We start from the raw sequence: 22,254 nt of genomic DNA on the forward strand, positions 1-22,254 counted from the left end.
TCATAGATTGGAAGAAAGAATGCAAAAACGGGGTGAACGGATGTTTTATCAACTGCGGGTGGCAAGGGAAAAAGACGGAGATGTGCTCGAGGAATTTCTAAAACAGGCGAAAACCAATTATGAAGGCGTGAAAGAAGGCTTCACCCAGTTTCTTATGCTGGAGGACAGCGAGAAAAACATTGCCGGATGTCTCGGAATTGAAAAAATCAGCTGTGATCAAGGGCTGCTGCGATCACTTGTGATATCGGACAAGCTTCACCAAGGCCATATTGTGACGCTCTTTCAGAGCATGGAACTGCTGTGCGAAAAGCATCAGATCAAAACAGTATACTTAATAGCGAATCAGCATTCCTCTGCTGATTTCCTGACGGCCATGGGGTTTGAACGAGCTGAAAGTGTACCGGAAGAGCTGTTTTCTTCTGATCATTTCTGTGAATCGCGGCAAACAGAAGGGGCCGTCTTGATGAAAAAAGCGTCTGGATCAGTGTGATTTATACACATACTTATCCACTTCTTCATTAGCGTTGTCCACAATTTGTGGATAACGCTTGTTTTATTACAGGACATCTTTTATACTTTCAAAAGGATTACACGCGTAAAACTATCGTTTTATTATTGTGAATAAGGAGTTTGGTCAGAAATGAAAACGAAAAGATGGTTTGTGGATGTAACTGATGAGTTATCCACAAATGATCCACAAATTGCACAAGCAGCCGCTTTGCTCCGGGAAAATGAGGTTGTTGCGTTCCCGACAGAAACGGTATACGGCCTCGGCGCAAACGCGAAAAGCACAGATGCCGTCAGAAAAATATATGAAGCGAAAGGGCGGCCGAGCGATAATCCCCTGATTGTCCACATTGCGGACATTAGCCAGCTTGATGATTTAACGGGTCCAGCGCCGGAAAAGGCGAAAACATTGATGAAACGGTTTTGGCCGGGAGCACTCACGCTCATTCTGCCTTGCAAACCTGGTGCACTCTCACCTCGTGTAACGGCAGGGCTTGAAACGGTTGCCATTCGAATGCCGGATCATCCGCTTGCCCTTGCATTGATTCGCGAGTCGGGGTTGCCGATTGCAGCACCGAGCGCCAATCTATCAGGGAAGCCAAGCCCGACAAAGGCGGAACATGTGGCCTACGACTTGGATGGCCGCATAGCCGGAATTATGGACGGAGGCGCTACCGGGATTGGGGTCGAATCAACCGTACTTTCATGTGCGGGCGACATCCCTGTTCTCCTGCGCCCGGGCGGCATTACGAAAGAACAAATTGAAGAGGAGATCGGACCAATCCTTGTGGATAAAGGGCTCAGCGATCAAAATGAGAAGCCGATTTCCCCGGGGATGAAATACACACATTACGCGCCGACAGCGCCGCTTGCCATTTGCGAAGGCAGCCCGGAGCGCATTCAGCACCTCATTCAAGAATATCAACAGGGCGGCAGACGGGTCGGTGTCCTGACGACAGAAGAAAACGCGGGCGTTTATTCCGCTGATTATGTGAAGAGCTGCGGCAGACGGGCTCAGCTTGAGACTGTTGCGGCAGGGCTGTACGATGCTTTACGCAGCTTTGATGAGAAGAAGGTGGATTTTATTATCGCGGAATCCTTTCCGGACACTGGCGTCGGACTCGCCATTATGAACAGGCTGATGAAAGCCGCCGGAGGAAGAGTGATTCGCTGAACACAGTCAGATGTTCTAACCCTTTTTGGACACGCATAGGCTAAAAAAGCGGGGCGTGTCCAAGGGGGTTATTTATGTATGTCGGATTTGTTCATAGGGGAACTGATTACATTAAGCATCATGGCGTTTGCTTTAGGGATGGATGCTTTTTCTGTCGGTCTCGGAATGGGCATGGTCAAACTCAGAAAAAAGCAGATATTCTATATTGGTTTTATCATCGGCCTCTTTCACGTTATCATGCCTCTCGGGGGGATGGCGGCCGGTAACATGCTGTCAGGGCTCCTCGGCGTGTTAGCGGTTTATATCGGGGGTTCATTGCTTTTTGTTCTTGGGGTTCAAATGCTTATGGCTTCTTTTAAACAGTCAGAAGAACGACTTATGTCGCCGGCAGGGCCGGGCTTATTGCTGTTTGCCGTCGGCGTCAGCCTTGACAGCTTCTCCGTCGGTTTGAGCTTGGGGATATACGGCTCGCATCCGCTCCTCACAATTACCCTGTTCGGGCTGTTCAGCATGATTTTGACATGGCTGGGCCTGCTGATCGGAAAACAAGTGCAGTCATGGCTTGGCACATACAGCGAAGCGCTCGGGGGCATCATATTAATCGCATTCGGCCTAAAGCTGCTTTTGCCAATTTAATATACCAATAAAAGAAACGAAGTCGCCGTTTCTTTTTTCTTCATATATAATAGAGAAAAATAAGGGGTGACTGACATGAACATTATTTTTGTCTGTACTGGAAATACGTGCCGCAGCCCAATGGCTGAGGCGCTTTTTAAATCAATTGCAGAAGCGGAAGGGCTGAATGTCAGTGTCCGCTCGGCAGGCGTGTTTGCTTCGCCTAATGGGAGAGCGACGCCTCATGCAGTCGAAGCGCTGTTTGAAAAACACATTGCTCTTAATCATGTGTCTTCTCCATTAACTGAAGAACATATGGAAGCGGCTGATTTGGTTCTGGCTATGACCCATCAGCACAAACAGATCATTGTCAGCCATTTTGGACGTTATCGTGATAAAGTATTTACGCTAAAAGAATACGTCACAGGCAGCTATGGGGATGTCATCGATCCGTTTGGCGGCTCAATTGATATCTATAAACAAACGAGAGATGAGCTTGAAGATCTTCTTCGGCAGCTGGCAAAACAGCTGAAAAAAGACAGCAGGTAAGTTGTCAGAAAATCTGCAAACAGGTCATTTGCAAATCCTGCGTGAAGGAGTAGAATATAGTGAAAAGCACATCATATGGTGTGAATCAAAGAGCGGACAGGCTGCGCGGTCAACAAAGCGGGCGGGCCGCATCACACACACTGGGGAGGAAAAGCTGATGAAAGTAGCCATAGCATCGGATCATGGCGGCGTTCACATTCGAAATGAAATCAAAGAGTTAATGGACGAATTGCAAATTGAATATATTGATATGGGCTGTGACTGCGGCAGCGGATCTGTCGATTATCCGGATTATGCTTTTCCGGTGGCCGAAAAAGTGGTTAGCGGAGAAGTTGACAGAGGCATTTTAATTTGCGGGACAGGAATCGGCATGAGCATTTCCGCTAATAAAGTCAAAGGCATCCGCTGCGCGCTGGCGCATGATACATTCAGCGCAAAGGCAACGAGAGAGCACAATGACACAAACATCCTCGCGATGGGTGAACGGGTGATCGGCCCCGGTTTGGCGCGGGAAATCGCAGAAATCTGGCTGACTACTGAGTTTACCGGCGGAAGACATCAAAAGCGCATCGGAAAAATCTCAGATTATGAAGAGAAAAACCTGTAGGGGTGCTGTTCGATGAGTGAGATCAAACAAACGTGGAAGACGATGCTGTCTGAGTTTCAGGAACAAGCAGGATTGAAACAAGATCAGCTCTTTGTCCTTGGATGCAGCACGAGTGAAGTGGCCGGCAGCCGGATCGGAACATCGGGCAGCGAAGACATCGCGGAAAGCATCTACAGCGGACTTGCTGAGCTCAAGGAAATAACGGGTATCCATCTGGCATTTCAATGCTGTGAGCATTTGAACAGAGCGCTTGTCGTTGAAGAGGAGACGGCTCAGCTGTTCAGGCTTCCGGCCGTTTCTGCTGTACCAGTTCCAAAAGCGGGCGGGGCGATGGCTGCTTATGCGTTTAAGCAGATGAAGTCTCCTGTTCTTGTCGAAACCATTCAGGCTGACGCCGGAATAGACATCGGCGATACGTTTATCGGCATGCATCTGAAGCCGGTAGCTGTCCCTGTGCGTGTGTCTCAAAACAGTCTCGGGGCAGCACATGTGACATTAGCGCGCACGCGGCCGAAACTGATCGGCGGAGTGCGGGCGGTTTATGGGTGCGAATGAAAGGACTGCGTGGCCAGTCTTTTCTTTTATTTTTAAGGCAGTAAAATAAATCCCGAACTTTAATTTAAATTTAAGTTATCAATATTCGTTTTTACCAATAAAAATTTTGATTTTTTAAAAATAATCTTTTACATCGGCCTAAAAAACCATGTACAATAGTGGTGGTAAAAACAAAGAACAGGATACGGATAGGAGAGGATCTCGCTGATGAAACATTTACCTGCGCAAGACGAACAAGTGTTTAACGCCATTAAAAATGAGCGTGAACGCCAACAGACTAAGATCGAATTGATTGCTTCTGAGAACTTTGTAAGTGAAGCGGTTATGGAAGCACAAGGATCTGTTTTGACAAATAAATACGCTGAAGGATATCCGGGCAAACGCTACTACGGCGGATGTGAGCACGTCGATGTCGTTGAAGATATCGCTCGTGACCGCGCGAAAGAGATCTTTGGAGCGGAACATGTAAACGTTCAGCCGCATTCAGGCGCACAAGCAAACATGGCAGTGTACTTCACGATTTTGGAGCAAGGCGATACTGTACTTGGGATGAACCTCTCCCACGGCGGCCATTTAACACATGGAAGTCCAGTCAACTTCAGCGGTGTTCAATATAACTTTGTTGAGTACGGCGTAGATAAAGAAACTCAATATATTGATTACGATGACGTGCGTGAAAAAGCCATTGCCCATAAGCCGAAGCTTATCGTAGCAGGAGCAAGTGCGTATCCTCGTACAATCGACTTTAAGAAATTCCGTGAAATTGCTGATGAAGTCGGCGCTTACTTCATGGTGGATATGGCGCATATCGCAGGACTTGTTGCGGCAGGCCTTCATCCAAACCCGGTTCCTTACGCTGATTTCGTTACAACAACAACACATAAAACACTTCGCGGACCTCGCGGCGGTATGATCCTTTGCCGTGAAGAGTTCGGCAAGAAAATTGATAAATCAATCTTCCCTGGAATTCAAGGCGGCCCGCTGATGCACGTTATTGCCGCAAAAGCTGTTTCATTCGGCGAAGTATTGCAGGACGATTTCAAAACATATGCACAAAACGTCATTTCAAATGCAAAACGCCTGGCTGAAGCGTTAACGAAAGAGGGCATCCAGCTCGTTTCAGGCGGAACTGACAACCACCTGATCCTTGTTGACCTTCGTTCTCTCGGACTGACAGGTAAGGTTGCAGAGCATGTGCTTGATGAAATTGGTATTACGTCTAACAAAAACGCAATTCCATACGATCCGGAAAAACCTTTCGTAACAAGCGGTATCCGTCTTGGTACAGCTGCTGTGACAAGCCGCGGTTTTGACGGAGATGCATTGGATGAAGTCGGTGCCATCATTGCGCTTGCATTGAAAAACCACGAAGATGAAGGAAAACTTGAAGAAGCAAGACAGCGTATAGCTGCTCTGACCGATAAATTTCCTTTATATAAAGAATTAGATTACTAAGATCCTAAAAACCCGCTCGGCTTTGGCCGGCGGGTTTTTTGACGATGTTCTTGAAACTCAATGTCTTTTTTTGTAGAATCAATAGAAGTGTGTAATTGTTGATGGGACAATAATAAAGGAGCTGAAACACAGTATGGGAAAGGTTTATGTATTTGATCATCCTTTAATTCAGCACAAGCTGACATATATACGGAATGAAAATACAGGTACGAAAGATTTTAGAGAGCTTGTAGACGAAGTAGCCACTCTTATGGCGTTTGAAATTACCCGCGATCTTCCTTTAGAAGAAGTGGATATCAATACACCGGTTCAGGCTGCGAAATCGAAAGTCATCTCAGGAAAAAAACTTGGAGTGGTTCCTATCCTCAGAGCGGGATTGGGAATGGTTGACGGCATTTTAAAGCTGATTCCTGCAGCAAAAGTGGGACATGTCGGCCTGTATCGTGATCCTGAAACCTTAAAGCCCGTGGAATACTATGTCAAGCTTCCTTCTGACGTGGAAGAGCGTGAATTCATCGTGGTTGATCCGATGCTGGCTACAGGCGGGTCTGCTGTAGAAGCGATTCACAGCCTCAAAAAACGCGGTGCGAAAAATATCCGTTTCATGTGCCTTGTAGCGGCGCCGGAGGGCGTGGAAGAATTGCAGAAGCATCATTCGGACGTAGATATTTACATCGCGGCTCTTGATGAAAAATTAAATGAAAAAGGTTATATCGTTCCTGGTCTCGGAGATGCAGGAGACCGTATGTTTGGAACAAAATAAAAGGAAAACTCCCGAAAGGGGTTTTCTTTTTTTATCCAGTTATTTGCTATTCGGTGAATCTGTATACAATTATAGGTGAAAATGTGAACATTCTGTGGAGACGTAAAGTATAAAAAGTTTTTTAACTTTAAACAGATTGACACATGTTAGGGGCTATTGTATGCTAAACGAGGGTATTATGAGAAGGTTTTCATAGCTTTCATTATAGTCCTCATCCTCAATGTAAATCCTCTCAGCAAACCCGTATTATGAGGATTTATTTAAGCGAATGAAACAGCATCCCTGCAAGGCTTGCGGATGAATGATTTTTTCGAACAGGCCCGTTTTGCCGGACAAAAAAGGTCTTCTACTAGGGTTAACCGCTGATTTATGCCGTATCTAAGCTATACATTATTTTTTCATCAGGAGACAGATAATTGATGGACGATCCCAAGCTTACATTTAGCAGACAACGCAAATACTTATTGTTCATTTTGGCAGTGTATGTACTGGGTTATGGTTTAACAGCGTATAAAACCGTTTTTTTAGGCCTTATTCTGGGAACTGTTTTCAGTTTGTTTAATTTTTTACTGCTCGTCAGGAGAATGAACGCCTTTGACAGAGCCGTTGAGAAAGGAAAGTCCATACGATCTCTTGGGAGCGCAGCGCGGTGGTGCAATGCGATTCTTGCTGCGGCTGTCGCCTATAAAAATCCCGAGCATTTTCATATGGCAAGTACAGTTATTGGATTAATGACAATATACCCTGTCATTATGATAGATTCCTTTATCCAGCTTAAACGTTCATCAATGGAAGAGAGGTGAAAACCCTTTGAATCATGAATACAGAACTATTGAATTTCTAGGTCTTACTTTTAATCTGACAAACATTCTGATGATTACTGTGGCGAGTGTGATTGTTTTATTGATTGCTATATTAACGACAAGAACGCTTTCGATCCGTCCCGGAAAAGCCCAGAATTTTATGGAATGGGTTGTTGATTTCGTCCGCAATATTATCGGCAGTACAATGGATTTGAAAACAGGGGCTAACTTCTTGGCACTTGGTGTCACATTGCTGATGTACATATTTGTGTCGAATATGCTGGGGCTGCCGTTCTCTATTACAATCGGACATGAGCTCTGGTGGAAATCTCCGACAGCCGATCCTGCCATTACATTAACGCTAGCCGTGATGGTTGTTGCTTTATCCCATTACTATGGTGTGAAGATGAAAGGACTCAAGGAATATTCCAAAGACTATTTAAGACCTGTTCCATTCATGCTCCCGATGAAAATCATCGAAGAGTTTGCGAATACGCTGACTCTCGGGTTGCGGCTTTATGGTAACATCTTCGCCGGTGAGATTCTTCTCGGCCTGCTTGCGGGATTGGCGACAAGCCATTATTCACAAAGCGTGGCTCTCGGTCTTGTCGGTACACTCGGCGCCATTCTGCCGATGCTGGCATGGCAGGCATTCAGTTTATTTATAGGTGCCATCCAAGCGTTTATCTTTACAATGCTGACGATGGTGTACATGTCTCATAAAATCAGTCATGATCATTAAAACATTATATCCAAACGGATAACATTTTAAAGGAGGAACTTTTTCATGAATTTAATAGCAGCTGCGATTGCAATTGGTTTAGGCGCACTTGGTGCAGGTATTGGTAACGGTTTGATTGTTTCACGTACGGTAGAGGGGATTGCCCGTCAGCCGGAAGCAGGTAAAGAACTTAGAACTCTTATGTTCATGGGTATCGCATTAGTTGAAGCCCTTCCTATTATCGCTGTCGTTATCGCATTCTTAGCGTTCTTTGGCTAAGCATAAAAGCCTTATATGAACTAAAAATGGCGAAGATCATTCCAAGAGAACCTTCGCCATTGCTTTATGTCTGATAAGCATCCCGCCTTGCCGGCTGAAAAGAGACAAGTGCGGCTGCTGGATCAGCAAAGAAAAACCTGCAGAAGGGAGTTGCCGTAGTAGATGTCTCAATTACCACTTGAACTAGGGTTTTCGTTTAACGGCGGAGATATCCTGTTCCAACTGTTAGCTATGTTAATCTTATTAGCGCTTCTGAAGAAATACGCTTTAGGGCCGCTATTAAACATAATGAAACAGCGTGAAGACCACATCGCTGGAGAAATTACGTCTGCTGAAGAAAAAAATAAAGAAGCGCAGCAGCTGATTGAAGAGCAGCGCGTTCTTTTAAAAGAAGCAAGACAGGAATCCCAAACTCTTATCGAAAACGCAAAGAAACTGGGAGATAAGCAAAAAGAAGAGATTATTCAGGCTGCACGTGCAGAATCTGAACGTCTGAAAGAAGCAGCAAGAACTGAAATCGTGAAGGAAAAAGAACAGGCGGTTTCTGCTCTCCGTGAGCAAGTAGCGTCTCTTTCTGTCATGATTGCGTCGAAAGTGATCGAAAAAGAACTGGATGAACAAGCTCAAGAGAAATTGATCCAGGACTATCTTAAAGAGGTAGGAGAAAGCCGATGAGTGGATCAGCTGTCTCAAAACGATATGCGTCAGCTCTTTTTGATATTGCCAATGAGTCCGCTCAGCTGAATCAAGTAGAAGAAGAGCTAACCGTTGTAAAACAAGTATTTCAAAATGAAAAAGCGCTTAATGATGTGTTAAACCATCCGAAGGTGCCGGCTGCGAAGAAAAAAGAGCTGATTCAGAATGCATTTGGCTCTTTGTCACAGTCCGTGCTCAATACGATTTTTCTTTTGATTGACCGCCATCGGGCAGCGATTGTGCCTGATCTCACAGATGAGTTTATTAAACTCGCAAATGAGGCTCGTCAAACAGAAGACGCAATCGTATATTCAGTGAAACCGCTGACGGATGCGGAGATTGCATCATTATCACAAGTGTTTGCAAATAAAGCCGGAGTCGCTTCACTCAGAATCAGAAATGAAGTGCAGACGGATTTAATAGGCGGCATTAAAGTCCGCATTGGAAACCGGATTTTTGACGGCAGCGTAAGCGGAAAGCTTCAGCGCATTGAACGTCAACTAGCCGGGGAAAATCGATAGAAGGGGTGAAACCTAAGTGAGCATCAAAGCTGAAGAGATTAGCACGCTGATAAAACAGCAAATACAAAATTATCAATCTGATATTGAAGTTCAAGACGTAGGTACAGTCATCCAAGTCGGTGACGGTATTGCTCGTGTGCACGGCCTTGACAACTGTATGGCCGGTGAACTTGTCGAGTTTTCAAACGGTGTTTTGGGTATGGCTCAAAACCTTGAAGAATCAAACGTAGGTATCGTCATCTTAGGACCTTTCAGTGAGATCCGTGAGGGAGACGAAGTAAAAAGAACAGGCCGCATCATGGAGGTTCCTGTCGGTGAAGAATTAATCGGCCGTATTGTGAACCCATTAGGTCAGCCGGTAGACGGACTTGGCCCGATCCTCACAAGCAAAACGCGTCCGATCGAAAGCCCTGCACCAGGCGTTATGGACCGTAAATCCGTTCATGAACCGCTTCAAACAGGTATTAAAGCGATCGATGCACTGATCCCAATCGGCCGCGGCCAGCGTGAGCTGATCATCGGTGACCGTCAAACAGGTAAAACATCTGTTGCGATCGATGCGATCCTGAACCAAAAAGACCAAGACATGATCTGCGTATACGTTGCGATCGGTCAAAAAGAATCAACAGTCCGCGGCGTAGTAGAAACATTGCGTAAGCACGGCGCGCTTGATTATACAATCGTTGTAACGGCGTCTGCGTCACAGCCGGCACCGCTTCTGTACCTGGCTCCGTATGCAGGGGTTACAATGGCAGAAGAATTTATGTACAGCGGCAAGCACGTTCTTGTGGTATACGATGATCTTTCTAAACAAGCGGCTGCTTACCGTGAGCTGTCCTTGCTTCTTCGCCGTCCGCCAGGCCGTGAAGCGTTCCCTGGGGATGTATTCTACCTTCATTCCCGTCTGCTTGAGCGTGCAGCAAAGCTTAGCGACGCGAAAGGCGCAGGATCAATTACAGCTCTGCCGTTCGTAGAAACACAAGCCGGAGATATCTCTGCTTATATTCCGACGAACGTAATTTCCATCACCGACGGACAGATCTTCCTGCAATCTGATTTGTTCTTCTCAGGCGTACGTCCAGCGATCAATGCCGGATTGTCTGTATCCCGTGTCGGCGGTTCAGCGCAAATCAAAGCGATGAAAAAAGTATCAGGTACTTTGCGTCTTGACCTTGCGTCATACCGTGAGCTGGAAGCATTCGCTCAATTCGGATCTGACCTCGACCAGGCGACTCAGGCGAAACTGAACCGCGGTGCGCGTACAGTTGAAGTGCTGAAGCAGGATCTGAACAAGCCGCTTCCGGTTGAAAAGCAAGTAGCCATTCTTTATGCGCTGACAAAAGGACATCTTGATGATATTCCTGTAGCGGATATCAGACGTTTTGAAGAAGAGTACTACATGTACCTTGACCAAAACCATAAAGAACTGCTTGACGGAATTGCGAAAACAGGAAACCTTCCTGCTGATGAAGACTTCAATGCTGCAATCGAAGGCTTCAAACGCACATTTGCACCAAGCAACTAACTCGAATGCTGATGAGAGAAAAAGGTTCTCTTTTTCTCTCTTTTTACGCAGATGAAGAGAAAAGGTGGTGAAATCTTTGGCCTCATTACGCGATATTAAGTCAAGGATCACGTCAACGAAAAAAACAAGCCAGATTACAAAAGCCATGCAGATGGTATCTGCGGCTAAGCTGAATCGTGCAGAAAACAACGCAAAATCATTTGTGCCATATATGGATAAGATCCAAGAGGTTGTGTCAAATGTCGGGAGAGTTTCCGGCAACGTAAAGCATCCGATGCTTCTCAGCAGAGAAGTGAAAAAGACGGCATACCTTGTCATTACGTCTGACCGCGGTCTTGCCGGCGCTTTTAACAGTTCGGTTTTACGAAGTGCTTATCAGGCCATGCAAGAACGTCATCAGTCTAAGGATGAGTATGCGGTGATCGTCATCGGAAGAGTAGGCCGTGATTTCTTTAAGAAACGTGAGATTCCGATCATTTCTGAGTTAACAGGACTTGGAGATGAAGTAACGTTTACAGAAATTAAGGACCTTGCCCGACAAACGATCCAAATGTTTATAGATGGTGCGTTTGATGAATTGCACCTTGTGTATAACCATTTCGTCAGCGCCATTTCTCAAGAAGTAACGGAGAAAAAACTTCTGCCGTTATCTGATTTGGGCAGCGGCGGCGGAAAGAGAACGGCGTCTTATGAATTTGAACCGTCTGAAGAGGAGGTTCTGGAGGTTTTGCTTCCTCAATATGCAGAAAGCTTAATCTTTGGTGCGCTTCTTGACAGTAAAGCAAGTGAGCACGCTGCAAGAATGACGGCGATGAAAAACGCGACAGACAACGCGAAGGAACTTATCGATTCACTTTCGCTTTCTTACAACCGCGCTCGCCAAGCAGCCATCACACAAGAAATTACGGAAATTGTCGGCGGAGCAGCCGCTTTAGAATAGAAAGATTTTGTCAGGAGGGATAGCGATGAAAAAAGGACGCGTTAGCCAGGTATTAGGACCGGTCGTCGACGTGCGTTTTGAAGACGGTCATTTGCCTGAAATTTATAATGCGATTAAAATTTCACAGCCAGCTGCAAGTGAAAATGAAGTAGGTATTGATTTAACGCTTGAGGTCGCTCTTCATTTAGGCGATGATACAGTCCGTACAATCGCAATGGCATCTACGGATGGTGTTCAGCGCGGAATGGAAGCTGTTGATACAGGAGCGCCAATCTCAGTACCAGTTGGTGATGTAACACTCGGCCGTGTATTTAACGTACTCGGAGAAAATATTGATTTGAATGAGCCAGTCCCTGCGGATGCGAAAAAGGATCCGATTCACAGACAGGCGCCTTCATTTGATCAGCTTTCAACAGAAGTTGAAATTCTTGAAACAGGTATTAAAGTTGTTGACTTGCTTGCTCCATACATCAAGGGCGGTAAGATCGGATTATTCGGCGGTGCCGGTGTAGGTAAAACCGTATTAATCCAGGAATTAATCAACAACATCGCGCAAGAGCACGGCGGTATCTCTGTATTCGCCGGTGTAGGGGAGCGTACTCGTGAAGGGAACGACCTTTTCTACGAAATGAGCGACTCTGGCGTAATCAACAAAACAGCCATGGTATTTGGACAAATGAACGAGCCGCCGGGCGCACGTATGCGTGTTGCATTGACAGGCCTTACAATGGCTGAGCACTTCCGTGATGTACAAGGACAGGACGTACTGTTCTTCATCGATAACATTTTCCGTTTCACACAAGCGGGTTCAGAGGTTTCAGCCCTTCTTGGCCGTATGCCTTCAGCGGTTGGTTATCAGCCGACGCTTGCAACTGAAATGGGTCAGCTTCAAGAGCGTATCACGTCTACTAACGTTGGATCAGTTACATCTATCCAGGCGATCTACGTGCCTGCCGATGACTACACTGACCCGGCGCCGGCAACTACGTTCGCTCACTTGGATGCGACAACAAACCTTGAGCGTAAGTTAACTGAAATGGGTATTTACCCTGCGGTTGATCCGTTGGCTTCTACATCACGCGCCCTTGCTCCTGAAATTGTCGGAGAAGAGCATTATGCGGTTGCCCGTGAAGTACAGTCAACACTTCAGCGTTACAAAGAGCTTCAAGATATCATTGCGATTCTCGGTATGGATGAATTGAGTGATGAAGACAAGCTTGTCGTTCAACGCGCACGTCGCATTCAGTTCTTCCTTTCTCAAAACTTCCACGTGGCTGAACAGTTCACTGGACAAAAAGGTTCTTACGTGCCTGTAAAAGAAACGGTTCAAGGTTTCAAAGAAATCTTAGCCGGCAAATACGACCATCTTCCTGAAGATGCGTTCCGTCTTGTAGGCCGTATCGAAGAAGTTGTTGAGAAAGCAAAAGAAATGGGTGTAGAAGTTTAATCTGGTCCTAGGAGGGTAAAAGCATGAAGACCGTTAAAGTCAATATCGTTACTCCCGACGGCCCAGTATACGATGCGGATATCGAAATGGTGAGTGTGAGAGCCGAAAGCGGCGATCTCGGTATTTTGCCAGGTCATATTCCAACCGTGGCTCCTCTTAAAATCGGCGCTGTCCGTCTGAAAAAAGACGGGCAGACTGAATTGGTTGCCGTCAGCGGCGGATTTGTAGAAGTCCGTCCTGATCAGGTTACCATCCTTGCCCAGGCTGCTGAGACAGCGGAAGGCATCGATAAAGAGCGCGCTTCAGCTGCACGTCAGCGGGCGCAGGAGCGTTTGAATTCTCAATCAGATGATACTGACATTCGTCGGGCTGAGCTTGCGTTACAGCGGGCTTTGAACAGATTGGATGTAGCAGGGAAATAAGAAAAAAATCCTTCTCATTATGAGAAGGATTTTTTTTATGATCGCACAAGAGAATCAAACAGCGACAAAAGCGGCTGACTCTCTTTTTGCCGCAAGTATAAACGATCACAGCAATTCATGGTATGCCATGATTTGCGATGTCTTCTAAAGCCCATTGTATAAGCGCCGTCTGTATACGGGTAAGGCTTTACGATCCATTCAGCATCTTCATGGTGGGCAATCACGCAATCTATAAGATAAACACTGATCATTTTCTCGAATTCTTCAATAGGAAGATTCCAATCAGCAAGCAAAAGCTCTTGTATACTTTGAAAATAAAGGTTTTCAAGCTCTTCAAGGCTTTCTCTCGTATAGGTAAGAGAAATGTTATAAAACTGACACAATTCATTCAGTTCTTCAATCTGTGACTGTCTATAATCATAATAGAATGCAATTGCTTCCCATTCCTGAGCAAAAATTGGCAGGTCCTCACCGTATTGCTTTTCAGGCTGAAAAAAAGAATGATTCACATTTGCCAGCTCCTTTCCAACAAAGTATACCATGTAAAAGAATCGCACTTTAAGCGGAGATTAGCCCTATATTTGGCTGATTATTCCATTCTGTATAAAATGTATCATCTTTATCTGTGCTTCTTATATAATAAGAAAGGGTATAAACGCGGAGAAAGGATGAAAGGAGTGGAATAGATGAGTATATTGGGACAGCAGGCTGCAATTGGCATTGTCGTTCACCTGATTTTTATAGCGGTGACTTGGTGGGCGCTGCAAGCCGTCAATATCGATCCGTTAATCAAAAAAGGCAAAGTCGTGCAGGCAAGACTCCTGATGATTTTGCTGACAATCGCCATTGGAACAACCGTTGCGAATTTCTTTTTAGATTACCTCAATTATTCACAGCAGCTTCCCTATCTATTTTAATAGGTTTTGAACATCATAATCATGGGAATGGTTGGGGAAGCGGGTTGAAGCGAATAGCTCGAGTTTTGACGAAGATTTTTACGTATGGCGCCTCTTGCCTCCGGTAAAACTGGGGATAAGGGGGAGAGATGAACATGAAGAAAAAACAAGTAAGCTACGCTATTATCATATCCGTGATGTTAAGCTTCGTCATTGCTGTTTTCCATACAATTCATGCGAGTGAGTTAACGCCGTTAGCACAAATTGCAGAGGGGATGGAACGCCAAGATGTGTCAATAGATAAGTGGACATTGCATGCAAAACAAAACATGTCGCTGACCAAGAAAGAATTTTATAAAAAAGTGCAACGTTTAAAATCAGAGTATCGTCAATATCATTGGGCGATTGCACAGGAAGATAAAATCGTAAAGGCAATTGGCACATATACTGACAAAAAAAATCGCACTTCTTTTAGACTGCAGCTTGTCACAACCCTCAAAAAACACAACCCAACTTCGTATTTATTATATGAGCAAATGAGTCTTGAGACACCGAATAGCTGGAATGATACATATGAACAGTTTGAACGGGAGACACTCGGGATATTCCAAGAAAAAGTAGTTATTTTTACTTGTCTAAATGGTCATTTAGATGATAATATGAATATTGTTTTGCAAAAAAAAGCAAATCAGTTATTAAAAGAATTTCAAGCAAGATCTGTAGAACATGTAGTTGAGCCAAATTTCGTTTCTATTTCTGCGTTTACAGATGAGTGGGAAGAGTACATCATGACCTCGAAACATAAAATGAATTTGCAAATTGCACTTAGAAGTGCAGGAATGGGCGGAAAACATACCGTTACGGTTGGCACACCAATCGTTACGACTGAATATTAATATAGAGAATTTAGGGACGCGGAGGGGAATACCTTGGAAAAAATCATCGTCCGCGGCGGTCAAAAGTTAAACGGCACAGTCAAAGTTGAAGGCGCTAAAAATGCCGTTTTACCTGTTATCGCTGCATCTTTATTAGCAAGTGAAGAAAAAAGCGTAATTTGTGATGTACCTACGCTCTCCGATGTATATACAATTAACGAAGTGTTGCGTCATTTAGGAGCAGATGTGCATTTTGAGAATAATGAAGTGACTGTAAATGCTTCATACGCTTTGCAAACTGAAGCACCTTTTGAATATGTTCGTAAAATGCGTGCATCTGTGCTTGTCATGGGGCCGCTTCTTGCGCGTACAGGTCATGCAAGAGTTGCGCTTCCGGGCGGATGTGCAATTGGTTCCAGACCGATTGATCAGCATTTAAAAGGTTTTGAAGCAATGGGCGCAGAAATCAAAGTCGGCAATGGCTTCATCGAAGCTGAAGTAAAAGGCCGTCTGCAAGGCGCAAAAATCTATCTGGACTTCCCAAGTGTAGGAGCTACAGAGAACCTGATTATGGCAGCCGCTCTAGCTGAAGGAACAACAACGCTGGAGAACGTGGCGAAAGAACCAGAAATCGTTGATTTAGCAAACTATATCAATGGCATGGGCGGAAAAATCCGCGGAGCGGGCACCGGCACCATCAAAATTGAAGGAGTCGAAAAGCTTCACGGCGTAAAACACCATATTATTCCTGACCGCATTGAAGCGGGCACATTTATGGTTGCCGCTGCAATTACTGAAGGAAACGTATTAGTTAAAGGAGCGGTTCCTGAACACCTCACCTCTTTAATTGCAAAAATGGAAGAGATGGGTGTAACGATTAAGGATGAAGGTGAAGGCCTGCGTGTCATCGGCCCGAAAGAACTTAAACCGATTGACATTAAAACAATGCCTCACCCAGGCTTCCCGACTGACATGCAGTCACAAATGATGGCGCTTCTGCTTCGTGCAAGCGGCACAAGCATGATTACAGAAACTGTTTTTGAAAACCGTTTTATGCATGCGGAAGAATTCCGCCGTATGAATGGTGATATCAAGATTGAAGGACGTTCTGTCATCATTAATGGCCCTGTACAGCTTCAGGGAGCTGAAGTTGCAGCGACTGATTTGCGTGCAGGTGCAGCGCTGATTCTTGCGGGGTTAGTGGCTGAAGGTCATACACGTGTTACAGAACTGAAGCACTTAGACCGCGGTTACGTTGATTTCCATAAGAAACTTGCAGCTATTGGCGCAGACATCGAACGTGTAAATGATGAGTCTGCTTCTGAGCAAGAGAACAAAGAAGTCGTTTCTGACTTAAACGCATAAACTTACCTAAAAATCAGTATGTCACTCTGGCATACTGATTTTTTATTTTTCGTGTATTATCATCATTATGCGCAAAATAGCAAAAAAGAATACGTAAATGACAAATAAAGTTTCTGTCCAAAACGAGAGTCATATTAGCTTGTCCCTGCCCATAGACTAGACTAGAGTCGAATCCCGAGCAGGAGGCAGCTGAATATGAAACAATTCGTAATCACACTATCCGTACTATGTGCATTGATTCTCTTGATTCCCACACTCTTGGTCATACCGTTCCAGCATAACAAAGAAGCGGGGGCCAGCGTAGAATCAGGAAAGACAGCAGTCAGCACGAAACCAGCATCAAAAGGAGCGGAAACGTTGAAAGCATCGCCTGTTTCTATTCCCGTCTATCGAACCGCAAATCAATCCGTAGAAGACATTCCGCTTGAAGAGTATGTGATTGGAGTCGTCGCCTCCGAAATGCCGGCAACCTTTGAATCTGAAGCACTGAAAGCCCAGGCGCTAGCCGCCAGAACATTTATTGTCAGACTGATGGTCTCAAATTCAGCCGTAGAGGCCCCTAAAGGCTCGCTGGTGGATGATACACAGATGTTCCAGGTGTATAAAAGCAAAGCAGAGCTGAAAAAACAGTGGGGCGCGAGCTATGAGGGAAAACTGAAGAAAATCACAGATGCGGTAGCAAGTACGCAAGGCAAAATCTTAACGTACAACAACCAGCCGATTGAAGCCTCTTTTTTCTCCACAAGCAACGGCTACACAGAAAATGCAGAAGCCTATTGGACAAGTGCCATCCCATATTTAAAAAGCGTCAAAAGCGCTTGGGATAAAAAGTCTCCGAAATATAAGGCAACGAAAACCTTTACAGCTTCAGAATTTGAGCAAAAGCTTGGCGTCAAGCTGGATGGGTCTGGCACAGTCGGGAAAATTACCGGAGAGACACCGGGCCATCAGGTCGCAACAGCCGTTATTAACGGCAAGACGCTGAAAGGAAGAGACATACGCGAAAAGCTGGGACTTAATTCAGCCGATTTTGATTGGGAGCGAAACGGAGACACGATTACAGTCACGACGAAAGGATTTGGCCACGGTGTCGGGATGAGCCAATATGGCGCGAATTTTATGGCGAAAGAAGGCAAAACGGTTGATGACATTGTGAAGTACTATTATCAAGGCACGCAAATTTCTAACGCAGATTCGTTTTTGAATAAATATATGGCGAAGAAGTAAAAAAAGACGCTCACTGAGCGTCTTTTTCTGTTCCTGAATGTCTTTTATCTAAGGGCGGTTAAAACTGTTTAGAGAAGCTCCTGACAGTCTTTAGGGTGACAAGGGAATCAATCCCTTTTTCCTGATTGCTGACTTTGAGATTGTGGTAAAGTAATCCACATTTATCGACAGACTTCGACAGACTCATATAACGAAAGCCGAAAGGCCGACAATCATCTATTTTCATCATAGCGTTAGGCGGAAATCACTAATAAAAACAAAGGTTTCTATGCAAAAGTAAACAACAGCAATGGGGAAGCCCGCCCTATTTATTTCTCTGTTTTTGTCGATTACGATTAGTTATGTTCAGCGTTGAACATCTGCACGCAGAAACAAACTTGTAAAGGGGTACGAACATGAAGAAAAGATTTTCACTGATCATGATGACAGGCTTGCTATTTGGATTAACTTCACCTGCTTTTGCGGCTGAAAAGAAAGAATCGGAGGCTGAAGCTCCGGCAAACGTGGCAGTATTGCTTGATGCCAGCGGAAGCATGGCGAAAAGAATAGACGGTGTCTCTAAATTTAATTCAGCAAAAAAAGAAATTTCTAAGTTTGCAAGCTCACTGCCGGAAGGAACTCAGGTGAAAATGAGTGTGTTTGGTTCAGAAGGAAACAATAAAAATTCCGGAAAAGTTCAATCATGTGAAGCTATCCGCAACGTATACGGCTTCCAAAGCTTTAACGAGCAAAGCTTCCTCAATTCTCTCAATGCAATTGGGCCGACTGGCTGGACGCCAATTGCCAAAGCGCTGAACGAGGCGAAATCTTCTTTTGACCAGCTTGACACTAAAGGGGAAAAAGTGGTGTATCTGCTGACAGACGGTGAGGAAACGTGCGGAGGAAATCCAATTAAAACAGCAAAAGAACTGCATAAAGACAATATCACTGTTAATGTGATCGGTTTTGATTATAAAGAGGGATATAAAGGCCAGCTGAACGCGATTGCGAAAGTAGGCGGCGGTGAATACTTCCCTGCTTATACTCAAAAAGATGTTGAGAAAATCTTCACTCAGCAATCACTGATGTTATCTAAATAAGAAAAAAGAGGCTGATGAAGGTCAGCCTCTTTTTTATGTAACAAAATTTTCAAAAGTGATGAGCTGTCTGCCTGTAGGATAGTAGCAGATTTCCGTTTTATAACATGATTACGGCGAAAAAAGAATGAAGGATGTCACAATCTGTTTATGCTTTCTAGGCGAAAATGTCTAAAAAAGATCGGCGTTTCAAGCGATTTTGTACAGGAAGTGAAAGCGGCACAAAAGGCAGCTTGCCCTATATCATTTTGCATTTTCATAATCTAGCATAAAGAAGAATCCAACTATAGTTGGAAAATATGATAAAGAAAGGAAGAAAAACATGAAAAAATTGCTGGCTGCCGGTATCATTGGATTGCTGACTGTCTCCTTTGCATCCCCGTCTTTTGCCGCTGAAAAACAGGCTGACACAAATGTAGCGGTTTTGTTTGACGGAAGCGGAAGCATGGTTCAAAAAACAGGGGGAGAGCGCAAAATAGACATTGCCAAAAAATCAGTAAAGTCTTTTGCCGAGCTGCTTCCAAAGGATACAAATCTCATGCTTCGCGTTTTCGGACATGCTGGAAACAATAAATTGTCCGGCAAAGCTCTTTCATGCAGCACGACGGAAACCATTTACGGTCTTCACCCATATGAAGGATCGCTGTTTGACAATTCATTGAGTGAAATCAAGCCGACTGGCTGGACACCGATTGCCAAAGCACTTTCAGATACAAGAAAAGAATTTGAAGCATTTGACGCTGACGGGAAAAACGTGGTGTATTTAATCACTGACGGTGAGGAAACGTGCGGCGGAGATCCAGCGGCGGAAATTGCAAAGCTTCGTGAAGCGAATGTGGATACGATTGTAAACATCATTGGCTTCAACTTTGATGTCAAAGGAAATGAAGAGATGAAACAGGCGGCTGTTGCTGGCGGCGGAGAATATATTTCAGCGAACAGCGCGGATGAGTTTGAACAGGCTTGGGAAAAAGAAGCACAAAAATTTACTGAGTAATCGTTTGAGTGAAGGCGCTCCCCCAGGCGCCTTTTTCTATTGGTTTAAAAACGATCGGTGCGGGAATGATACCCTTAAAAGGGGTTGAACAGATGAGATTATTAGGAATGATTTTTCTTATTGCCGCCGTGGCATTCATATTGCTCGGTGTTTTTCTAAAACTGGCAGCCTTCTTTTTTGTCAGTATGCTCACCTTGATCGCGGCCGTTGTGCTGTTTACGATCCTGAAAAAGAATCGGCATAATCAAACATAGAGCCCTTTATATAGAGGGCTCTTTTTATGTCTCAGAATTCGACAAAATCCGAGGAGTGTGAAAAAATATAAAGGCAGGAACATTGCGGAGGGGAAGAGACATTGAACGATAAAGTAACTGCGGTCAGGGATGTATGGCGCTATGAACAAGGGGAAATCAGCAAAATAGAAGACCGGATGGTGACGGAATACCCTTTGACAGTGATACTGAACGGTAGTGAATTTGTGACGCTCGTTTGTACGCCGGAGCATATCAAAGAGCTTGTCATCGGATTTCTCGCATCAGAGGGTGTAATACGATTTCAAAAAGAGATTAAAAGGTTTACAATAGATGAAAGTCTCGGTTTTGTTTATGTCGATCTCGTTCATCCTGAGACATTGGATCAAAAGGATTATACGAAACGGGTGATCGGCTCATGCTGCGGAAAGGGCCGCTATTTTTACTTTCAGCAGGATGTCAAAACCGCAAAAACGGCTGTCAGCCACATCAAGATATCGCCTGAAGCGTGTCTGGCGCTTATGAAAGACATGCAACAAGGGAGCGGAACGTTTCAGGATACGGGTGGCGTCCACAATGCGGCGCTTTGCGACACAGAGAAACTGCTCCTGATGCGCACAGATATCGGCCGGCACAACGCACTTGATAAATTATACGGACACTGTCTTCTGAACGGGATGTCCGTCCGCGACAAACTGATTGTGTTCAGCGGCAGAATCTCATCAGAAGTCCTGTTAAAAGCGGCAAAAATCGGTGTGTCGATTGTCATTTCCAAATCGGCCCCGACGGAGCTTGCGATTCAAATGGCGGAAGAATTAAATATTACAGCGATCGGATTTGTCAGAAACGGATCGTTTAATGTATATACACACCCTGAGAGAATCGGGGGATAGGAAGGGGCTGTAGCTATGAATACAGAATCGCGTCAGATGTTGGATAAAAGGAACAGACCGCTGAGAGACCTTCGCATTTCTGTTACAGACCGCTGCAACTTCCGATGCACGTACTGTATGCCCGCCGAATTATTCGGCCCGGATTATCCTTTTTTAAAGAAAGAGGAGCTGCTTTCATTTGAGGAGCTGGAACGGCTTGCGACGCTGTTTGTCACAAGGTTCGGTGTTGAAAAAATCCGCTTAACTGGCGGAGAGCCTCTCATGAGAAAAGATATGCCCGAATTAATCAAAAAACTGGCCCGTATTCCGGGTATCCGTGATATTGCGATGACGACAAACGGATCACTGCTGCCTGTTTATGCGGAGAGACTCAAGGAAGCCGGGCTGAAACGGGTCACAGTCAGCCTTGATTCTTTAGAGGACGAGCGATTTAAAAAGATAAACGGACGCGGGATTTCTGTCAGCAAGGTGCTGGAAGGCATTGAAGCGGCGAAGCAAGCGGGGCTCGGTGTGAAAATCAACATGGTCGTCCAAAAGGGCGTCAATGAAAAAGATATTCTGCCTATGGCGCGTTATTTTAAAGAAAAAGGGCATATCCTGAGATTCATTGAATTTATGGACGTGGGCAACACCAACCAATGGGAAAAGAAGGACGTCATGACAAAGGCGGAAATTATTGATTTGATCAATGAACAGATGCCTGTTGAGCCGACCGCGCCTAATTATAAAGGCGAAGTGGCTTCCAGATTCCGCTACTTGGACGGATCTGGAGAAATCGGCGTCATATCATCTGTATCTGATGCATTCTGCGGATCGTGCAACAGGGCTCGTCTTTCTGCGAGAGGAGAGCTGTTTACCTGCTTATTCGCTTCAAGCGGATTTGACCTCAGAGCGCCGGTTCGGCAGGGATTAAGTGATGATGAACTTTTAGAGATGATCGGCAACGTATGGAAAAATCGGATCGATCAGTATTCGGTTGATCGTACGCTATCAAAAGCATCAGGCAAAAAGAAAGTGGAAATGTCTTATATTGGCGGTTAATATGAAATGAAAGAGCTTATCGGCACTGTCCGGTAAGCTTTTTTTGATGAAAAA

At 45.0% G+C, this 22,254-nt stretch carries 27 protein-coding genes; 26 read left to right on the forward strand and 1 reads right to left on the reverse strand.

Annotated elements, in window-relative coordinates; all coding sequences use genetic code 11:
• The first annotated feature begins 40 nt into the window (after positions 1-40).
• From CVV77_RS10960 to CVV77_RS11040, 17 genes are all read left to right on the forward strand, one after another.
• Entirely contained in the window at positions 41-490 is a 450-nt protein-coding gene (locus CVV77_RS10960; protein ID WP_032731818.1) for a GNAT family N-acetyltransferase, read from the forward strand.
• Between the two features lie 150 nt (positions 491-640).
• The gene (locus CVV77_RS10965) at positions 641-1,681 is read left to right on the forward strand and encodes an L-threonylcarbamoyladenylate synthase (protein ID WP_019259733.1); all 1,041 of its coding nucleotides are present in this window, start codon (positions 641-643) and stop codon (positions 1,679-1,681) included.
• A 78-nt stretch (positions 1,682-1,759) separates the two neighbouring features.
• Positions 1,760-2,317 (forward strand): manganese efflux pump MntP, encoded by a 558-nt coding sequence (locus tag CVV77_RS10970; protein ID WP_003235788.1) that lies wholly within the window; start codon positions 1,760-1,762, stop codon positions 2,315-2,317.
• A gap of 75 nt (positions 2,318-2,392) precedes the next feature.
• Entirely contained in the window at positions 2,393-2,845 is a 453-nt protein-coding gene (locus CVV77_RS10975) for a low molecular weight protein arginine phosphatase (RefSeq protein WP_019259732.1), read from the forward strand.
• A 157-nt stretch (positions 2,846-3,002) separates the two neighbouring features.
• A complete protein-coding gene (gene rpiB / locus CVV77_RS10980) occupies positions 3,003-3,452 on the forward strand; it encodes a ribose 5-phosphate isomerase B (RefSeq protein ID WP_029316922.1) in 450 nt (149 codons plus the stop codon).
• Positions 3,453-3,464: 12 nt separating this feature from the next.
• Positions 3,465-4,007 carry a TIGR01440 family protein gene (locus tag CVV77_RS10985; protein WP_019259730.1) on the forward strand — a complete coding sequence of 181 codons (543 nt, stop codon included), beginning with the start codon at positions 3,465-3,467 and terminating at the stop codon, positions 4,005-4,007.
• A 207-nt stretch (positions 4,008-4,214) separates the two neighbouring features.
• Entirely contained in the window at positions 4,215-5,462 is a 1,248-nt protein-coding gene (gene glyA / locus CVV77_RS10990) for a serine hydroxymethyltransferase (protein WP_019259729.1), read from the forward strand.
• 133 nt (positions 5,463-5,595) lie between these two features.
• Positions 5,596-6,225: a uracil phosphoribosyltransferase gene (gene upp / locus CVV77_RS10995; protein ID WP_003227670.1), complete on the forward strand. Its 630-nt coding sequence runs from the start codon at positions 5,596-5,598 to the stop codon at positions 6,223-6,225.
• A 419-nt stretch (positions 6,226-6,644) separates the two neighbouring features.
• Positions 6,645-7,028, forward strand: a complete 384-nt coding sequence (atpI, locus tag CVV77_RS11000; RefSeq protein WP_003221899.1) for an ATP synthase subunit I — start codon at positions 6,645-6,647, stop codon at positions 7,026-7,028.
• 7 nt (positions 7,029-7,035) lie between these two features.
• Positions 7,036-7,770 carry a F0F1 ATP synthase subunit A gene (gene atpB / locus CVV77_RS11005; RefSeq protein ID WP_003235776.1) on the forward strand — a complete coding sequence of 245 codons (735 nt, stop codon included), beginning with the start codon at positions 7,036-7,038 and terminating at the stop codon, positions 7,768-7,770.
• A gap of 45 nt (positions 7,771-7,815) precedes the next feature.
• Entirely contained in the window at positions 7,816-8,028 is a 213-nt protein-coding gene (atpE, locus tag CVV77_RS11010; RefSeq protein WP_003151167.1) for a F0F1 ATP synthase subunit C, read from the forward strand.
• A gap of 162 nt (positions 8,029-8,190) precedes the next feature.
• Entirely contained in the window at positions 8,191-8,703 is a 513-nt protein-coding gene (gene atpF, locus CVV77_RS11015; RefSeq protein WP_003235774.1) for a F0F1 ATP synthase subunit B, read from the forward strand.
• Positions 8,700-9,245, forward strand: coding sequence for a F0F1 ATP synthase subunit delta (locus tag CVV77_RS11020; protein ID WP_019259728.1), 546 nt, complete (start codon positions 8,700-8,702; stop codon positions 9,243-9,245). Before atpF ends, CVV77_RS11020 begins: the two co-directional genes overlap by 4 nt.
• Positions 9,246-9,261: 16 nt before the next feature.
• Positions 9,262-10,770 (forward strand): F0F1 ATP synthase subunit alpha, encoded by a 1,509-nt coding sequence (gene atpA, locus CVV77_RS11025; protein ID WP_003235768.1) that lies wholly within the window; start codon positions 9,262-9,264, stop codon positions 10,768-10,770.
• 76 nt (positions 10,771-10,846) lie between these two features.
• Positions 10,847-11,710: an ATP synthase F1 subunit gamma gene (atpG, locus tag CVV77_RS11030; RefSeq protein ID WP_003235766.1), complete on the forward strand. Its 864-nt coding sequence runs from the start codon at positions 10,847-10,849 to the stop codon at positions 11,708-11,710.
• 25 nt (positions 11,711-11,735) lie between these two features.
• Positions 11,736-13,157: a F0F1 ATP synthase subunit beta gene (gene atpD, locus CVV77_RS11035; protein WP_003235764.1), complete on the forward strand. Its 1,422-nt coding sequence runs from the start codon at positions 11,736-11,738 to the stop codon at positions 13,155-13,157.
• 23 nt (positions 13,158-13,180) lie between these two features.
• Positions 13,181-13,579, forward strand: coding sequence for a F0F1 ATP synthase subunit epsilon (locus CVV77_RS11040; protein ID WP_100275394.1), 399 nt, complete (start codon positions 13,181-13,183; stop codon positions 13,577-13,579).
• A gap of 35 nt (positions 13,580-13,614) precedes the next feature.
• Here the strand turns inward: CVV77_RS11040 and CVV77_RS11045 are convergent, their stop codons facing one another.
• Complete coding sequence (locus CVV77_RS11045) at positions 13,615-14,088, reverse strand: hypothetical protein (RefSeq protein ID WP_100275395.1); 474 nt, start codon at positions 14,086-14,088, stop codon at positions 13,615-13,617.
• A gap of 177 nt (positions 14,089-14,265) precedes the next feature.
• On the opposite strand from CVV77_RS11045, the gene CVV77_RS11055 reads away from it, so the two are divergent.
• The 9 genes from CVV77_RS11055 (at position 14,266) to moaA (ending at position 22,200) form a co-directional block, all read left to right on the forward strand.
• Positions 14,266-14,496: a DUF1146 family protein gene (locus CVV77_RS11055; protein ID WP_084991144.1), complete on the forward strand. Its 231-nt coding sequence runs from the start codon at positions 14,266-14,268 to the stop codon at positions 14,494-14,496.
• Between the two features lie 134 nt (positions 14,497-14,630).
• A complete protein-coding gene (locus CVV77_RS11060) occupies positions 14,631-15,371 on the forward strand; it encodes a YwmB family TATA-box binding protein (protein WP_019259725.1) in 741 nt (246 codons plus the stop codon).
• 33 nt (positions 15,372-15,404) lie between these two features.
• Complete coding sequence (gene murA, locus CVV77_RS11065) at positions 15,405-16,715, forward strand: UDP-N-acetylglucosamine 1-carboxyvinyltransferase (protein ID WP_003221875.1); 1,311 nt, start codon at positions 15,405-15,407, stop codon at positions 16,713-16,715.
• A gap of 195 nt (positions 16,716-16,910) precedes the next feature.
• A complete protein-coding gene (gene spoIID, locus CVV77_RS11070) occupies positions 16,911-17,942 on the forward strand; it encodes a stage II sporulation protein D (RefSeq protein WP_019259724.1) in 1,032 nt (343 codons plus the stop codon).
• Between the two features lie 395 nt (positions 17,943-18,337).
• Positions 18,338-19,021 (forward strand): vWA domain-containing protein, encoded by a 684-nt coding sequence (locus CVV77_RS11075; protein WP_003235751.1) that lies wholly within the window; start codon positions 18,338-18,340, stop codon positions 19,019-19,021.
• Positions 19,022-19,340: 319 nt separating this feature from the next.
• A complete protein-coding gene (locus CVV77_RS11080) occupies positions 19,341-20,015 on the forward strand; it encodes a vWA domain-containing protein (protein WP_003235748.1) in 675 nt (224 codons plus the stop codon).
• A 92-nt stretch (positions 20,016-20,107) separates the two neighbouring features.
• The gene (locus tag CVV77_RS11085; protein WP_032731674.1) at positions 20,108-20,269 is read left to right on the forward strand and encodes a hypothetical protein; all 162 of its coding nucleotides are present in this window, start codon (positions 20,108-20,110) and stop codon (positions 20,267-20,269) included.
• Between the two features lie 101 nt (positions 20,270-20,370).
• Positions 20,371-21,159, forward strand: a complete 789-nt coding sequence (fdhD, locus tag CVV77_RS11090; RefSeq protein ID WP_100275396.1) for a formate dehydrogenase accessory sulfurtransferase FdhD — start codon at positions 20,371-20,373, stop codon at positions 21,157-21,159.
• A 15-nt stretch (positions 21,160-21,174) separates the two neighbouring features.
• On the forward strand, positions 21,175-22,200 hold the full coding sequence (gene moaA, locus CVV77_RS11095) for a GTP 3',8-cyclase MoaA (RefSeq protein ID WP_100275397.1): 1,026 nt from the start codon (positions 21,175-21,177) through the stop codon (positions 22,198-22,200).
• Positions 22,201-22,254 lie beyond the last annotated feature (54 nt).

Origin of the sequence: Bacillus sp. SN1 (genome assembly GCF_002796895.1) — a bacterium.
Taxonomy (GTDB): domain Bacteria; phylum Bacillota; class Bacilli; order Bacillales; family Bacillaceae; genus Bacillus; species Bacillus inaquosorum.

What these genes read in the sequence shown, in the direction of transcription:
- CVV77_RS10960 (WP_032731818.1), top strand. Translation starts at nt 41, where the DNA reads ATGTTTTATCAACTGCGGGTGGCAAGGGAAAAAGACGGAGATGTGCTC.
- CVV77_RS10965 (WP_019259733.1), top strand. Translation starts at nt 641, where the DNA reads ATGAAAACGAAAAGATGGTTTGTGGATGTAACTGATGAGTTATCCACA.
- CVV77_RS10970 (WP_003235788.1), top strand. Translation starts at nt 1,760, where the DNA reads ATGTCGGATTTGTTCATAGGGGAACTGATTACATTAAGCATCATGGCG.
- CVV77_RS10975 (WP_019259732.1), top strand. Translation starts at nt 2,393, where the DNA reads ATGAACATTATTTTTGTCTGTACTGGAAATACGTGCCGCAGCCCAATG.
- rpiB (WP_029316922.1), top strand. Translation starts at nt 3,003, where the DNA reads ATGAAAGTAGCCATAGCATCGGATCATGGCGGCGTTCACATTCGAAAT.
- CVV77_RS10985 (WP_019259730.1), top strand. Translation starts at nt 3,465, where the DNA reads ATGAGTGAGATCAAACAAACGTGGAAGACGATGCTGTCTGAGTTTCAG.
- glyA (WP_019259729.1), top strand. Translation starts at nt 4,215, where the DNA reads ATGAAACATTTACCTGCGCAAGACGAACAAGTGTTTAACGCCATTAAA.
- upp (WP_003227670.1), top strand. Translation starts at nt 5,596, where the DNA reads ATGGGAAAGGTTTATGTATTTGATCATCCTTTAATTCAGCACAAGCTG.
- atpI (WP_003221899.1), top strand. Translation starts at nt 6,645, where the DNA reads ATGGACGATCCCAAGCTTACATTTAGCAGACAACGCAAATACTTATTG.
- atpE (WP_003151167.1), top strand. Translation starts at nt 7,816, where the DNA reads ATGAATTTAATAGCAGCTGCGATTGCAATTGGTTTAGGCGCACTTGGT.
- atpF (WP_003235774.1), top strand. Translation starts at nt 8,191, where the DNA reads ATGTCTCAATTACCACTTGAACTAGGGTTTTCGTTTAACGGCGGAGAT.
- CVV77_RS11020 (WP_019259728.1), top strand. Translation starts at nt 8,700, where the DNA reads ATGAGTGGATCAGCTGTCTCAAAACGATATGCGTCAGCTCTTTTTGAT.
- atpD (WP_003235764.1), top strand. Translation starts at nt 11,736, where the DNA reads ATGAAAAAAGGACGCGTTAGCCAGGTATTAGGACCGGTCGTCGACGTG.
- CVV77_RS11040 (WP_100275394.1), top strand. Translation starts at nt 13,181, where the DNA reads ATGAAGACCGTTAAAGTCAATATCGTTACTCCCGACGGCCCAGTATAC.
- CVV77_RS11055 (WP_084991144.1), top strand. Translation starts at nt 14,266, where the DNA reads ATGAGTATATTGGGACAGCAGGCTGCAATTGGCATTGTCGTTCACCTG.
- CVV77_RS11060 (WP_019259725.1), top strand. Translation starts at nt 14,631, where the DNA reads ATGAAGAAAAAACAAGTAAGCTACGCTATTATCATATCCGTGATGTTA.
- spoIID (WP_019259724.1), top strand. Translation starts at nt 16,911, where the DNA reads ATGAAACAATTCGTAATCACACTATCCGTACTATGTGCATTGATTCTC.
- CVV77_RS11075 (WP_003235751.1), top strand. Translation starts at nt 18,338, where the DNA reads ATGAAGAAAAGATTTTCACTGATCATGATGACAGGCTTGCTATTTGGA.
- CVV77_RS11080 (WP_003235748.1), top strand. Translation starts at nt 19,341, where the DNA reads ATGAAAAAATTGCTGGCTGCCGGTATCATTGGATTGCTGACTGTCTCC.
- CVV77_RS11085 (WP_032731674.1), top strand. Translation starts at nt 20,108, where the DNA reads ATGAGATTATTAGGAATGATTTTTCTTATTGCCGCCGTGGCATTCATA.
- moaA (WP_100275397.1), top strand. Translation starts at nt 21,175, where the DNA reads ATGAATACAGAATCGCGTCAGATGTTGGATAAAAGGAACAGACCGCTG.